Raw genomic sequence first — 14,690 nt, forward strand, 5'->3', positions numbered from 1 at the left:
AATATTAAGTTGATTTCTCTGAAGCATCACCACCGCAGCAGCGCCGAGAAGCGATAGGCTCGCCCTGGCATTGGATAGCGACGGATAACTTCGTATTGATAATTAAAAAGGTTGGTCAAATCAGCACGTGCCTCCAACTGGAAACTACGAAAGCGGAAAGTGCGGTAAAGTCCGATATTGACATCAGCATAAGCCGGCACGCTGGTGGTGACAGTATGCTCGTTGGTAGCCCAACGTTTGGCGGCAGCGGTCAGACTCACAACGGCATTGACCCAAGGGTTTTCCCACGCCATAGATACCGCGCCGGAATGAAGCGGCGTATAGGCCAGTTGCTTACCATAGTCCTCCGACTTTTTATCTGTACGATCCGTGACACGCTGATAAGTGTAAGTACCATTGCCTATGAGCTGTTGCCCATTGCGCAGCGTCCACGTGCTTTGCAAAGCCACATCCATCCCCGCAGCCCTCACCTTGCCGAGATTGACTGTGCGCCAAACGAAGAGGTTGTAGGGAATGCTGGAGATTTTGTCCCACACGCGGTTCGCATACCCATCGGCAGTGAGCTGCACCTGCCAGCGAGCGGACGGCATCCCTGCGAAGGTGACGCCTGCGCCCAACTGCTGGGTGCGTTCGGGCTTCAAGTGGGTATTTCCGAGGTGGTAATAATAGTTTTCCGTAAAGGTGGGCACACGGAAGTATTCTTTATAGTGCGCTCTCACAAACAAGTGAGCGCGCTGATCAGACAGCAGTTTCCACGAAGCCGAGAGGCTCGGCGAGAGTTGGCTGGCATTCTTTGCCGCCTCTGTTCCTGCTGTAGCGTGGTTGCGGAAGATGGAGCTTACAAGGCGTCCCGTCAGCTCGAAACGGCGGGGAGCGTAGCGCAGTGTCATACTTGTGAGCCAAGAAGTGCGCCACACGTCGTTGTCAACTTTGAGATTGGAGGTCAAATCATTACGAAACCAATCTGTGGCCACTGCTGCTGTGAGCGCTTGCCAAGTATATGAAGCTCCTGCTGAAGCATAGATTTCGTTTTGTTTATAGCGTTGGTCGAGACGTCCACCGGGGTATCGCCCAGCAATATCAAGGTATTTGCTTTCTCGCCAATCCGCTTTGCCAGCTCCGAAGAAATTCCAGCGGCCATACTGCTGTTCCCACTTCAACTGCGCAAAAGCATTCTGCTCTGTGAGGTGTTCGTTGTTGCCACTGACATAGAGCGTGACAGGCCCCGGAAGATAACGATGATTCGTAACGTAAAACACTTTCCCCGAAAGCTGTCCGCGCTGCAAAAGGTGGTGGACATTGGCTTCCAGCGTCCAGTCGTTCATCTGTGAATTCAAGCGTTTCTCACGATGCGTGGCCACACCGTTTTTCACCGTGAAGGGATAGGCGTTATTACCATGATAGTAGTCGGCACTGACATTGACGCCCGTGCATCCGTTCCAATTTTGGGAAAGCAGCACACTCGGATTCCAAACTCCAAAACTTCCGTGGCGGAGGGCCACTGCGCCGTGCATACCTCGGTTCTGCGCATTGGGTTGCCAAGAGCGGAGCACGACTGTTGCCGCTCCCAACTGCCGCACAGGCACAAGGAGGCTGCCTTCATCGGCCGTGTGAAGCTCAACTCCCGCCAAACGGTCGAGAGAAAAGCGTCCTAAATCGATTTGTCCCTGCTGGGCATTGGAAACCGTCACCCCGTCGTAGACCACTGCCGTGTGCTGTGCGCCAAGTCCGCGCACGCTCACAGTTTTCAAGCCGCCCGCTCCGCCATAGTCGCGCAAATTGACTCCCGCAAAGCGGCGCAGCGCATCAGCAGTAGATGTGACACCCATACGCCGGATGCTCGCCGTGTCAAGTTTCTGCACCGGAGCAGCCGAAGCCACAGAGGCATCGGCCCGAACGCCTAAGACTTCAGCGGACGAGAGATGGCGATCTTTCCGACTTTGCGCCGTGAGCACAAAAGGCAGAAAGGCAAGCGCCAAAAGACGAAGACGAAAAGGAAACTTATTTCCCAATTCTGCGAGTAGTAGTTATGCTATGTTTCACTGCAGCTGTCCCTCCTCGGGGAGCAGATGCAACAACGACGAATACGGCAGGTCTTCTGACTTACCTCTATGTGCCTCGTCTTCCCGAATAAATTTTACAACTTATGCAGTGACGCGTGTTGAGACACACAAGAAAGAGGATTACAGCAACGGGACTGTACGGGACTCTCACCCGTTTCCCTTTTGAGCTCTTCTCTTTATGAGCACCGTTATGCCTGCGAATGTACAAAGAAATTAAGAAAGATGAAAATTTTATATAAAAGAACAAAGAAAGGGAGAGCCCCCTCCTTCTTGCTCACAAGGGGAGAGTGCTCGGCTTTGGCTCTCGGACGGGTCGGACAAGTCGGACGGGTCAGACCAGTCCGATCTGTCCGAGAACCAATACTGATTCGTGCTCCTTCGCTCCTTTCGTGCTTCTTCGTGGGCTTAAAACATCAACAGATTTCTTACTTTTCCCCTCCCACAAACGCCTCAAAATCGAGCACGAAAGGGAGAGGGCGAAGAAAGCAACCTTTCTGTGCGCCGATTTCCTTATTGCATCCGCCGGCACAATAAGGCTGTCGGCCGACAGAATAAGGAAACCAGCGGATACAATAAGGAAAAAGACGAAGAGGGTAAAGAAACTTTTCACCAAAAACACACGAAGAGAGAGATTTCCTTATAAAGTCTGCGCCACTTGCAGGATTTCGCACGACTTTTCCCTTCCAAGGAAGCAAAAAAGGCTCGCAAAATTCCGCAGATGGCGCAGAAGGGAGATTTTCTCAAGGTTTTAGAGAAACTGCTCCTGTCAAATTTTCAGAATGTTTTAGAAGTTATCGGATAAGTCCGACCAGTCTGACCCTTCGGAAAGGCTATTGCCGTTTCTGTTTATCGGACTCGATGAGGGCTAAAAGCTTGTCGACGGCTTCTTCCTCAGCAATGTTTTTCTCCACGCATACTTTGCCGCGATAGAGACTCACCTTGCCGCGGGCAGCTCCCACATAGCCGTAGTCGGCATCGGCCATTTCGCCAGGCCCATTCACGATGCAGCCCATGATGCCTATCTTGAGCCCCGTGAGGTGGCTGGTGGCAGCCTTGATGCGGGCAATGGTGGTTTGCAGGTTATAGAGCGTTCGGCCACAACCAGGACAACTGATGTATTCGGTGCGAGTGGTGCGCTGGCGTGTGGCTTGCAGAATTCCAAAAGCCGTGGCATCGATGTCGGCATAAGTCATGCGTTGCGCCTTGCCCTGATAGTTGTTGAACAGGAAGATACCATCTGTCAGTTCGTCGAACAGTAATGCGCCGAGATCGGCTGCCGTCTCGATTTGGAATTCTTCTTTCTCGTCGGCACTGTGAGCACTCTGCTCGAAGAATACTACGGGATTCTGGAGGTTTTCGGTCCACATCTCGTGTACCAAAGCCCGCAGTTCGCCCAGTCGGTTCTGGTGATTGCTCTGCGCAATAACGACCATCTCGGGGTGGAGGCGGAGACACACCTTCACTTCCTCATTGAGGGCAGGATAGGTGAGGAACAAGAATTTGAGCGGACAAGGATTCATGCCGATGAGCGGTAGCGTTTGGTCGGTATAAGCCGGAAACACGCCCTCTTCAGGTTTCCACACGTTGGCATCTACGATATAGGCCGTATTCGCACGTTTGTCGAGCGGCGGAAGTTGGTGGCCCGCATAGATATAGTCGGGCAAGAGTTCGCCCACTTCAGTAGAGCCGTTGAGGCGTTCACTGATAACTACAGGTGCATTCGTTCCACCGATGTTGAGCACGGGGCAAGTGGCGTGGCGCTCAGGCCGAACGTAATCAAAACCTGGGAAAGCCATACCCGGAATAAAGGTGTGGCCCGCGCGGCGTACCACGTGGGAGGCCAACTTATAGGCCACGGGAATTTCGTTCTCGGGAGCTTCGCTCAGGCTCACGCGGATGGTGTCGCCAATACCGTCGGCGAGAAGTGCTCCGATGCCTGCTGCACTCTTGATGCGGCCGTCCTCACCTTCGCCTGCCTCCGTCACGCCGAGATGCAGCGGGAAATCCATCCCCTCTGCCTGCATGATGGAGCACAGAAGGCGCATACTGCGCACCATGACCACTGTGTTGGACGCTTTGATGGAGATGACAACATCCTTGAAGTCTTCTTTCTGACACACGCGCAGAAACTCCATGCAGCTCTCCACGATGCCCTCGGGCGTATCTCCGTAGCGCGACATGATACGGTCGCTCAACGAACCGTGGTTTACGCCTATGCGGATGGCTGTGTGGTTGGCGCGACAGATGTCGAGTAGTTGGTGGAAGCGCGCTTCAAGACGTTTCAGTTCGTCAGCGTATTCCTCATCGGTGTACTCCAAATGTCGGAAAGTACGTGCGGGGTCGATGTAATTGCCCGGATTGATGCGGACTTTCTCTACAATAGTGGCGGCCACGTCGGCCACGTTCGGATTGAAGTGAATATCGGCCACGAGGGGGGTAGTGTAGCCCAAGCGCGTGAGTTCGTCCTTGATATTGCGCAAGTTCTCGGCTTCGCGCGTGCCTTGCGTAGTGAGGCGCACATAGTCGCCGCCTGCATCCACGATGGCCTTTATCTGGCGCACACATCCCTCGGTGTCGGTGGTTGCCGCCGTAGTCATACTCTGGAGGCGGATAGGGTTGTCGCCACCCAACGGCTTGTTGCCCACGCTCACCTCATGAGATTCGCGCGGCGTATAGTTGAATAGTTCTGAACCGGAATGGTATTTCATATAAATATAATAATGAGCCACAGCCCTACTTATGAGGACCTGGCTCGGTTAGAGTAAGACCGTAACGGGTCTTATTAGTTGGTCTTAAATTCGTATTGCACATCGGCCAAATCAGTATTGGCTTTGATGATTTTTTGCTTTAAGCCTTCCTTATATTTGGTAAGCTTTTCAGCAATTTCGGGGTCGGCGAGAGCGAGCATCTCAACAGCTAAGATGGCGGCATTCTGCGCACCGTTCACGCCCACTGTGGCAACGGGGATTCCGGGAGGCATCTGCACGATGCTGAGCAGGGCGTCGAGCCCGTCGAGCATTCCCTTGATGGGCACACCAATAACGGGAACCGTCGTGGAGGCTGCAATCACACCAGGAAGGGCTGCCGCCATACCGGCACCAGCGATGATGACTTGCAAACCGCGAGCAGAGGCATTTTGCGCAAATTCTTCCACCTCTTGCGGAGTGCGGTGGGCGCTTAGAGCCGTCATCTCGAAGGGAATCTCCATTTCGTTGAGAAATTTAGCGGCTTTTTCCATAACGGGCAGGTCGCTGGTGCTGCCCATAATAATACTGACTAAAGGTTCCATATCGTAATGAGTTTGATTTTCTAATGTTTGGACGACTACACCAAGAGAACGCAGAAGAATCCGCAGAGGATTCCGATGAGCGTACCCAAGCCGATGTCGATGAGTTTGTGCTGGCGAAGGATGAGACGGGCCGTACCCACTAGTCCGCATAAGAGAATGCAGAGACAGAGCCAACTGAGGGGATTGAAGTTAAACCAAAGCGAGTAGGCACAAAGTGCGCCGACCACGCCGCCTGCTGCCGCCGCATGGGTGCTTACCTTGACCCAGTTGTTGAATACGGCGCAGATGATTTGCAATGTCAGAGCTCCCACGATGATTGCCAGCGTGAAGTGTGGCATATGGAGCACCATCATCAGATACAGAAGTCCGACGTAGCACGTTATAGAAAGAAAATAGGGGATGTATCGATTGACACGCCGACTCAAATGATGGCGCGACCAACCATTGAGGCGGCGATAGATGTAGATGGATAAAGTGGGGAGCAGCACTGTGAAAAAATAAACCATCAACAGAATGACCAATTTATAGCGCAGGGGAAACTGGTTCAGATAACTGAACAAAAAAAGCGCTACAAAGGCCACAACGGGCGTATAGAAAGGCGAAAAAATCAGCGAAACTACCTTCGCTGTCAGGATGAGTATGCGATTGTTCATTTTCGTTCGTGTGTCAACTCTTACGTAGGCCACTCTTGGGGATTCCCAGAAGCTCACGATATTTCACTACTGTGCGGCGCGAAATGGGGAGGCCTTTTTCTGCCATTAGCTTAGAGAGCAGTTCATCGGAATAGGGCTTGCGTTTGTCTTCTCCGTCTATGATCTCGCGCAAGGCTATCTTTGCTTGTCGCGAGGATAGTTCTTCACCGCTCTCCGAGGTGAATTGTGATGAGAAGAAGAACTTTAGCGGATAAACGCCATAGGCTGTTCGCACATATTTGCTACCTGTCACTCGGCTGACGGTGGAAAAATCCACGCCCGCCCGTTGTGCCACATCTTTCAGCGTCATCGGCACGAGAAAAGATTCGTCGTCTTCGTTGCGGAAAAAGTCTTGCTGAATATGAGCAATACTCTCCATCACATTGCGCAGCGTCTGTTTGCGGCGATTCACCAGCTCGATGAAAAGTTGTGCATCGCCCACTTTCTTTCGTGCATAGATGTAGGCCTCTTTCTGCGCAATACTTAGTTGATTCCCTTTTCCGGAAAATTCGCGCACGGTATCTTTATAAGAACGGCTCACACGCAAATCGGGCGTATCGCCGTTGTTCAAACTGATTTGTATGTTACCATCTTCGTCGAGGCTTAGGTAGAAGTCGGGAATCACCGTTGGGGCGGTTTGCGAAGCAGACTCGTTGAGCCCGCTGCCCGGCTTCGGATTCAGATGAAGCAACACCTGCAGGGCAGCTTCCATTTCCTCCTGGCTGATGCCCAAACGCTGGCGGATATGCGCCCAATGGCGCAGGCTGAAATCCTTATAAAAGTCGTTGATGATGCGCAGCGCAATGGGCTTTGCAGCCGATTTCATTTCGGGATTTTCCAATTGTATGCGCAAACACTCCTGCAAATTTTTAGCACCAATACCGCGCGGCTCAAACGTTTGGAGCAGACGGAGCATGCGCTCCACATCCTCATCTTCGGCATCTATATTATGATAGATGGCCATTTCATCCGTCAAGGTGTAAACATCCTTACGCAAATAGCCGTCATCATCAAGACTACCGATGAGATATTCCATAATGGCGCGCTCGCGTTCGCTGAGATCTTGTTCGCCAATCTGACGATACAGCTCATCGTAGGCGTTGCTTTGCTCGCTAATTTGGATCTCGCGCTCTTCTTGCGCATTGTTCTGGCGCACAAGATAGTCGGGCACATCATCCGCACTCAGATAGTCGGCCGTTTGATCATCCATTTCGGGCAGTTCCATATCGCCCAGTTCGCCATCTGTTTCTTCCTCGTTGTTGTCAGTATCCGGTTGCTCTTGTTCAGGTTGTTCGTCACCACCAGCTTCTTCCAGCGCCTCGTTGTCGTCCATCTCATTGCGAACACGCTCCTCAAGATCCATAACGGGGAGCTCCAACAGTCGAGCAAAAGCCACCTGAACAGCACTTAGCTGCTGCGTCTGTTCCTCTTTCTGTGTTTGTACGAGCTTCTGTGACATAATCCTGAATCTTTTCTGCAAAAATACAGATTTTTTTGTGAACCTTACAATCTTCCGCCCTTTCCTATCTGAAACTTGCTGCCATCTGCTCACCCTCCGCTGCAACAGGGCAATTCTTCGCTCTCAGTACCGCAGAAAAACCTCTATTTTACGGAACAATATTCATGAAAACAGCACGATCCTGCGAAGAATGCTCCACATCCTACGCCTTTTCATCGATGACATAACCCACCAAAAGCGTGAATAGCTCTTAAAAAGTTTCAGAATTGAAGCTTTTCTGAAATTTCACTGAAGCATTTCAGCCAGTTTCATAAAGTGGTAATCAAACATTTACGATTCCGGCAAAACTTCTGAAGCTTTTTTGCAACGTTTTCTGGATGAGAAGTGGAAATACTGCGGCAGTGGGCGCGGTTTTGCTTATTGTGTTTCAGAATATCCTTATTACGTTCGAGAATATAATAAGCCTATCCGCCCTCACCCTTATCATGTCAGCTCACACCCCTATTGCGTCCAGAGATGCAATAAACCTATCCGTCGACAGCCTTATTCTGTCAGCCCACGCCCTTTTAGTGTCTGCCCATCCCTTTATCGTGTTTGAGAATACAATAAGGCTATCCGTCAGCAGCCTTATTGCGTCAGCTCACGCGCTTATTGTGTTCGGAAATCCAATAAGGCTATCAGCTCCCCCCTTATTGCGTCCACTCGCGCTGCGATGTAGCGTGTTCACCCACTGTCCCCGGCGGGGACACACCATGCTTAACCGCGGGTGAGATGCCCAAAGGGCGAACCCGTGGGAAAGGGATACACAAACCTCCGACGCAGGAAGCGTCGCACAGCACCCACTCTCCCCCTCCCAAGATTTTATTTTTTCGTTGTCACATCGTCACGTTGTCACACTTTGAGTATAACCGCTTGATAATGTGTTTATTGCATGCGTGACGACGCGTGACAACGGTGTGACAACAAAGAGCAATTGTTGTCACGCGCATAAGTCCTTATCTATCAGCTTCTTCCCTTCCTGCGTGACAACGTGACAACAAAAATCGAGTATTTCCTATAGGAGGAGAGAGGGAGAATACTCCCTCAACGCTTTCAGTGCGATGCTCATCCGTCCACTTCCCCCAACGAAAAATATATATTTTTTTTTGCATTATTAAATAAGTTTCCATACCTTTGCGAAAATACAACTTTTATAAAAGAAAACTTGTCGCTTTGCTTTCTAAAGAGTCGAAAGGCAGACAAGGTGTTAATCTAATGATTCGAAATTACTATTAATCTCAACGGCCCAACTTCCCGATACGGCACTCCCAGAAAGTATAAAGACGATAAGGAGACAAAGGGGAAACTAATTTTATGAAAATGCAATTACTCAAGAATTTCTGTGCTGTGTTCCTCGCAGGATTCATGGCCTTGTTGCTCCTTCCGCAGTCTGCTCAAGCGCAGGAGAAGGAAGCTTACGTTGTGAAAAGCAGCGATAAGAAAACGCTGACGTTCTACTACGACGATCAAAAATCCTCCCGCACGGGCACTGTGTGGGGAATTAAGGAGACGAAGGAGGTATATGGAGATACATACCCTGCTTGGTCTGGAACAGAGTCCAAAGTTACTACCGCTGTCTTCGATGCTTCGTTCAAGAACTATCTTCCCCAAAGCACTGAGAGCTGGTTTTTTAATTTTAGAAACCTGGAGAAAATAGAAGGATTGACAAATCTCAATACATCTGAAGTCACTACGATGAGGACAATGTTTACGTTCTGCCTGAATTTAACTTCCCTCAATCTCTCCAACTTCAAGACGGAGAACGTGCAAGACATGATGGGAATGTTTAGGGGCTGCCAGAATTTAGAATCCCTCGATCTCTCTAACTTCAAGACGGAGAACGTGCAAAACATGAATTCAATGTTTAGGGACTGCGAGTATTTAACTTCCCTCGATCTCTCCAACTTCAAGATGGAGAACGTGAAAGACATGAATTCAATGTTTTATCGCTGCCGGTATTTAACTTCCCTCAATCTCTCCAACTTCAAGACGGAGAACGTGCAAGACATGAATTCAATGTTTTATGGCTGCTCAAGGTTAACTTCCCTCAATCTCTCCAACTTCAAGACGGAGAAGGTGCAAGACATGAGTAAAATGTTTTGGGACTGCTCAAGTTTAACTTCCCTCAATCTCTCCAACTTCAAGACGGAGAACGTGAAAAACATGAGTGAAATGTTTTATGAATGCAAGAATTTAACTTCCCTCGATCTTTCCAACTTCAAGACGGAGAACGTGCAAAACATGAATGAAATGTTTAGGGGCTGCTCAAGGTTAACTTCCCTCGATCTCTCCAACTTCAAGACGGAGAACATGCAAGAAATGAATTCAATGTTTCGTGAATGCAGTTCTCTAGAAACCATCTATTGCAATAATACTTGGACTTGTTCACAATCTTGGGATATGTTCCAGGGTTGTAGGAGTCTCGAAGGAGCAGTGGCCTACGATGAAAGTAAGAAAGATGCTTCCATGGCGAATCCCGAAACAGGGTATTTCACAAAGAAAGGAAGTACGGGCGTTGCTACGGCTACCACTGAAGCCAATGCGAGCATCCAGACGATTTACTCTACTGACGGGCGCAGACTCAACGACTTGCAGCGCGGGCTGAATATCGTTCGCATGAGCAACGGAACTACGCAGAAGATTCTGCGCAAATAGTGTTCTCAATAAAATAGAAATTTCCCCACGAACTACTCGCTGCGAGTAAGTTTGTGGGGAAAACTTTTAGTATAAAAAAGCGCACATAGGTTTCAATAAATGTTACGCTCTATTCTTTCTATCCGAGCCATAGCATCACAATGAGTTGGGCTATGATGACGCGCACGAACATGCCGAGAGGATAGACCGTGGCGTAGGCAACGCTGGCTTGGTCGCCGTCCTCTGTTGAATTGACATAGTCGAGCGCAATGGGGTTGGCCATTGCTCCACAGAGCATACCGGCTGTGGTGGCATAAGAGCGTTTGAACCATTTCACCGCTATAATGGCCATGATAGCCACCGGCACAACGGAAAGGAACACACTATAACCAATCCATGAAAGTGCGGCGGGGCGCATAACGGTCTCTACAAATTTCGGTCCTGCATCAAGCCCCAAACAAGCCAGATAGGTGCTCAAACCCAGGGAGCGGATGAGCAAGTTGGCAGAGTTGGTCACATAAGCCACCATGTGAAAGCGCGGACCGAAAGCACCAATCAGAATACCCATCACAACAGGGCCACCGGCGAGACCGAGGCGCAGCGGCGAGGACATGCCAGGGATGGCGATGGGCAAATAGCCTAAAGCCAAGCCTAAGACCATACCAATGAAAATAGTTACCATATTTGGTTCGTCGAGCGCATGGATTGTGTTACCAAGCTCTTCAGCCACTTTCTTGCAGCTCTCAGGCGAACCTACCACCGTTACGCGGTCGCCCACACGGAGCACAAGGTTGGGCTCGGCCATGAGCTGGATGTCGCTACGCTTCACACGCGATACATTCACGCCGAAGCGATTGCGCAAATGGAGTTGTCCGAGGTGTTTTCCGTTGATATGGTTTCGAGTGATGAGGATGCGCTCGCTCACGAGTGCCGTGTCCAATTTGTTCCAGTCTATGTCGCTCTTGTTCCAGTCCTTCTCGTCCACTTTTCCGAAAAGGATAGTGAGGGTTTCGACATACTTTGGTTGGGTGATGACCAGCACGCGGTCGCCTTCCTCCAGCGGGGTCTGCCCCGTGGCCAGAATAACGCGATCTTTGCGCCAGATGCGGCTCACGATGAAATGCTTGTCTGCAAGTTTTGCACACTCTATGATAGTTTTTCCGAAGATTGCGGGGTTGCTAATCTCAAAGGAGGCGATGTAAGCCTCATCAGGGTCGCGCTTCACTATGCTCTTCGGATTCTTGTGTAGATAGCCTTTGACGAGCATCAATGCAATGATGACTCCCACCATACCGATGGGGTAGGTCACGGCCAAGGAGAGAGCGGCGTCCAGTCCGTCGCCAGGGTGGTGCATCTGGCTCAGTGCCTGCTGTGAAGCCGCCAAAGCCGGCGTGTTGGTAGTGGCGCCACAGAGCACACCCATCATCTCGCCCAAAGGACTCCATCCGAAGAAGATGGGAACAAGCGCGGCGATAGTACCAACCAAAATGAGCGTCAGGCTGAGCAAGGAAAGCACCGTTCCGCCAGAGCGAAACGAACTCATGAAGCCGGGGCCCACTTGCAATCCTAACACATAGACAAAGATGATAAGTCCGAAGTCCTCCGCATAGATCAACATTTCGTGGTCGATAGTGATGCCGAGTCCTCCGAGCAGGATACCCATGAAGAACACCCAAGTGACACCGAGTCCGATACCTTTGATTTTGAATTTTCCCAGCGAAAGTCCGATGGCGCAGCAGAGCGAAATGACGGCCACGGCTTTAATAGCCGGTACATCAAACACAACCTTGTCAAGCCATTGTAAAAAGTCCATAGTGTATAGTTGCGAAAGATTATACATCAAAGACGGCCTCCCACTGTATTTTGCAGAGCGCGGCCGTAATAATCTCTTTTAATGGGGACGAAGTTACGGTAAGACACTCGAAAAAGCAAATTTACAGTATAAAAAGGCCTTTCTCCCACTTCCTTATGGGTACATTCTGTCTTTTTGGAAACAGAAATCGCTATTGTGGTTGAAAAGTCCAACATTCCTCACTCTTTTATCTCTCCCCTGAAGAAACGTGTGAGCAGTTGGGCGGTGGTGACCGACAGATTCTTCTTTGTCACTTCTGCCCTAAGTCGTTCTTCCACGGGAATCCCTGCGGGATGAATGCAGAGAGCTTCTCGAAAACCCGCCTTCAGCAATTCTTCACGATTGGAAACCTTACCGGCGAGCAAGCAACAAGGCACATGTGCTTTCTGTGTTCGTTGAAGCACGTGCCAAGGTAGCTTCCCCATGAGCGTTTGTTTATCAGCAGAACCTTCGCCCGTGATGACCAGTGCAGCATCCCGCAAGCGGGCGTCGAAGTCAAGCGCATCGAGCAACAGCTCTGCTCCCGACTGCATCTGCGCGCCGAAGAATTGCAAAAAGGCATACCCCAATCCGCCAGCAGCTCCCGCACCGGGCAGCATCGAGCAATCGTGCCCCATCCTGCGGGCGGCATGCTGCGCCAAGCGTTGCATGCGTGCATCGAGGCGCACCACTTCGGCAGGCGTAGCTCCCTTCTGTGGCGCAAAAACTGCTGCAGCTCCTTGCGGTCCATAAAGGGGATTGCGCACATCACTGGCCAAGATCCAACTACATTCATTGCGCCAACGGGGGAGATAAGTGTCGAAAAAAGCGGCTGGTCCGGCATGGACATAGAGAGCCTTGAGCATACCAAAACCTCCATCGGTCGTAGCTGTACCTCCTAAGCCGATAATGAAACGACGAGTACCGCGCTCAAAGGCATGGATGAGCAACTCGCCCACTCCATACGATGTACCGCCCACTGCATCGCGCTCGTTGCTCTCCAGCAGCGACAGTCCGCAAGCTTGGGCCGTTTCGATGATGGCCATATCGCCCACCAAACCATAATCGGCTCGAATGGGGCGCATGAGTGCATCGTGGCAGTTGCAGCTCACTCTCTCCGTACGATAGGCTTGGCAGAATGCGCTGAGCATACCGTCGCCGCCATCGCTCACATTGAGCACTTCTACCGTTTCATTTTCTGCTCCCTCAGCCGCTGCCTGCCCCGCTTCAACGGAAGAGAGACAACCTTTGAACGAGTCAAGGGCGAAGATAATTTTATGGGCTGTAGTCATACTATATAAAAGGAGTAAAAACAAAAGCTGCAAGGCGTAGACATCTGTGGGGTATGGGTGTCGGCGACCTTGCAGCTTGTAGGGGTTTGAAAAGAAAGAAGGAAGAGCGTTATTCCAGCGTTGCCTGATAGATAATATCGGCAGCTTGCGCGTTCTCCTTGATATAGTCGTGAGCGGCATCGCCCGCTTTCTTCAGCAGAATAGGCGAAGAGAGGTACACATCTAAAGCCTCATCGAGGTCCTCTTGATCGTGGATTTCTATGCAGCCACCGTTCTTCAACAAGTCTTGCGCTTCCTTGAATTTCTTATTGTTAGGGCCAATGAGAACAGGGACGCCGTAGACCGCCGCCTCCGGAACGTTGTGGATGCCTACACCAAAGCCACCTCCAACGTATGCCACCGTGGCATAGCGGTAGATGCTCGCCAATAGGCGGTAGCAATCGATGATGAGGCAGTCAGCATCTTTCACTCGCTCCGTATCTGTCTGCGTATAGCGGGCATAGGGGCGTTTGAGTTTGCTGATAATGTCTTGAATATGTTCCTCACTGACCACATGAGGAGCCAGCACGAGTTTCAGATTTGAGTGTTCGTTGAAGTACTTGATAAGGAGGTCCTCATCGGGCTCCCAACTGCTACCAGCTATGAGCACTGGATTGTTCAGCACATCGGGCAACTGTGATTCTTCGAGGCGTTTGGTCTCATTGATTTCGGCTTTCGTGCGCCCCACAAAAGCTTCCACGATGGGCAGGGGCTTTGCGCCTTCCTTGATGTCTCTCACGCGTGCAAAGCGGGTATCGCCCGCCACGGTCACCTTATTGATGCCAAACTTATTGAGCAGGATTTCCGAATCGCGGTTTTGAACAAAGAAATGGCTGATGCGGCGCAAACAATGACCGTAGCCACGCCCATACCAGCGGAAGAAGATCTGATTGGGACGGAATATACTGGAGACGCTATAAACAGGGATGTGGTGATGAACCAGAACTTCTATATAGTTGCGCCAAAACTCGTATTTAATGAAGAAAGCCTTTTCGGGGCGGGCAGCACGAATGAAGCGGCGCGCATTCAAAGGCGTATCGAACGGAAGATAACACACCACGTCGGCATAAGGGTAGTCCTTGCGCACTTCATAGCCCGAGGGAGAGAAGAAAGTAAGCAAAATTTTCTTCTCTGGGTGCTCTCGTTTGAGACGTTCCATGAGCGGACGACCTTGTTCAAACTCGCCGAGCGATGCAGCATGAAACCAAACGTAAGAATCCTGTCCAATTTTCTCTTCGAGTATTTTCCAAGTGTTTTTCTGGCCTCTCACCAAGGTTTGCGCCTTCGTATTGAATAGCGCAAAGATTTTGGCGCAGATGGCATATAGATAAATGGCAAATGTGTACATACGG

The 14,690-nt window shown here is 50.7% G+C and carries 9 protein-coding genes and 1 riboswitch; of the genes, 1 reads left to right on the forward strand and 8 read right to left on the reverse strand.

The features are described from left to right. Nucleotides 1-26: 26 nt before the first annotated feature. From FHS60_RS03025 to rpoN, 5 genes are all read right to left on the reverse strand, one after another. A complete protein-coding gene (locus FHS60_RS03025; protein WP_183694790.1) occupies nucleotides 27-2,012 on the reverse strand; it encodes a TonB-dependent receptor plug domain-containing protein in 1,986 nt (661 codons plus the stop codon). 59 nt (nucleotides 2,013-2,071) lie between these two features. Next, nucleotides 2,072-2,268: riboswitch (cobalamin riboswitch) on the reverse strand. A gap of 625 nt (nucleotides 2,269-2,893) precedes the next feature. After that, complete coding sequence (locus FHS60_RS03030; protein WP_183694792.1) at nucleotides 2,894-4,771, reverse strand: 4-hydroxy-3-methylbut-2-en-1-yl diphosphate synthase; 1,878 nt, start codon at nucleotides 4,769-4,771, stop codon at nucleotides 2,894-2,896. A 74-nt stretch (nucleotides 4,772-4,845) separates the two neighbouring features. Next, the gene (purE, locus tag FHS60_RS03035; protein ID WP_009347552.1) at nucleotides 4,846-5,352 is read right to left on the reverse strand and encodes a 5-(carboxyamino)imidazole ribonucleotide mutase; all 507 of its coding nucleotides are present in this window, start codon (nucleotides 5,350-5,352) and stop codon (nucleotides 4,846-4,848) included. Between the two features lie 35 nt (nucleotides 5,353-5,387). Next, entirely contained in the window at nucleotides 5,388-6,005 is a 618-nt protein-coding gene (locus tag FHS60_RS03040; protein ID WP_183694795.1) for a phosphatase PAP2 family protein, read from the reverse strand. A 13-nt stretch (nucleotides 6,006-6,018) separates the two neighbouring features. Further along, nucleotides 6,019-7,503, reverse strand: a complete 1,485-nt coding sequence (gene rpoN / locus FHS60_RS03045) for an RNA polymerase factor sigma-54 (RefSeq protein WP_183694797.1) — start codon at nucleotides 7,501-7,503, stop codon at nucleotides 6,019-6,021. Nucleotides 7,504-8,862: 1,359 nt separating this feature from the next. Here rpoN and FHS60_RS03050 point away from each other — a divergent pair. Next, complete coding sequence (locus FHS60_RS03050; protein ID WP_338081913.1) at nucleotides 8,863-10,197, forward strand: BspA family leucine-rich repeat surface protein; 1,335 nt, start codon at nucleotides 8,863-8,865, stop codon at nucleotides 10,195-10,197. A 118-nt stretch (nucleotides 10,198-10,315) separates the two neighbouring features. Here the strand turns inward: FHS60_RS03050 and FHS60_RS03055 are convergent, their stop codons facing one another. The 3 genes from FHS60_RS03055 to FHS60_RS03065 form a co-directional block, all read right to left on the reverse strand. Then, nucleotides 10,316-11,989, reverse strand: a complete 1,674-nt coding sequence (locus FHS60_RS03055) for a putative transporter (RefSeq protein ID WP_183694803.1) — start codon at nucleotides 11,987-11,989, stop codon at nucleotides 10,316-10,318. 218 nt (nucleotides 11,990-12,207) lie between these two features. Continuing rightward, on the reverse strand, nucleotides 12,208-13,299 hold the full coding sequence (locus FHS60_RS03060; protein WP_183694806.1) for a glycerate kinase family protein: 1,092 nt from the start codon (nucleotides 13,297-13,299) through the stop codon (nucleotides 12,208-12,210). A gap of 109 nt (nucleotides 13,300-13,408) precedes the next feature. Continuing rightward, nucleotides 13,409-14,686, reverse strand: a complete 1,278-nt coding sequence (locus FHS60_RS03065; protein ID WP_183694809.1) for a 3-deoxy-D-manno-octulosonic acid transferase — start codon at nucleotides 14,684-14,686, stop codon at nucleotides 13,409-13,411. Nucleotides 14,687-14,690: the final 4 nt, after the last annotated feature.

The sequence above is a fragment of the Alloprevotella rava genome, assembly GCF_014195585.1.
Lineage (GTDB): Bacteria > Bacteroidota > Bacteroidia > Bacteroidales > Bacteroidaceae > Alloprevotella > Alloprevotella rava.

Excerpts from the sequence above, each read along its gene's own strand:
- FHS60_RS03030 (WP_183694792.1), bottom strand. The coding sequence starts at position 4,771 with ATGAAATACCATTCCGGTTCAGAACTATTCAACTATACGCCGCGCGAA.
- purE (WP_009347552.1), bottom strand. The coding sequence starts at position 5,352 with ATGGAACCTTTAGTCAGTATTATTATGGGCAGCACCAGCGACCTGCCC.
- FHS60_RS03040 (WP_183694795.1), bottom strand. The coding sequence starts at position 6,005 with ATGAACAATCGCATACTCATCCTGACAGCGAAGGTAGTTTCGCTGATT.
- rpoN (WP_183694797.1), bottom strand. The coding sequence starts at position 7,503 with ATGTCACAGAAGCTCGTACAAACACAGAAAGAGGAACAGACGCAGCAG.
- FHS60_RS03050 (WP_338081913.1), top strand. The coding sequence starts at position 8,863 with ATGCAATTACTCAAGAATTTCTGTGCTGTGTTCCTCGCAGGATTCATG.
- FHS60_RS03055 (WP_183694803.1), bottom strand. The coding sequence starts at position 11,989 with ATGGACTTTTTACAATGGCTTGACAAGGTTGTGTTTGATGTACCGGCT.
- FHS60_RS03060 (WP_183694806.1), bottom strand. The coding sequence starts at position 13,299 with ATGACTACAGCCCATAAAATTATCTTCGCCCTTGACTCGTTCAAAGGT.
- FHS60_RS03065 (WP_183694809.1), bottom strand. The coding sequence starts at position 14,686 with ATGTACACATTTGCCATTTATCTATATGCCATCTGCGCCAAAATCTTT.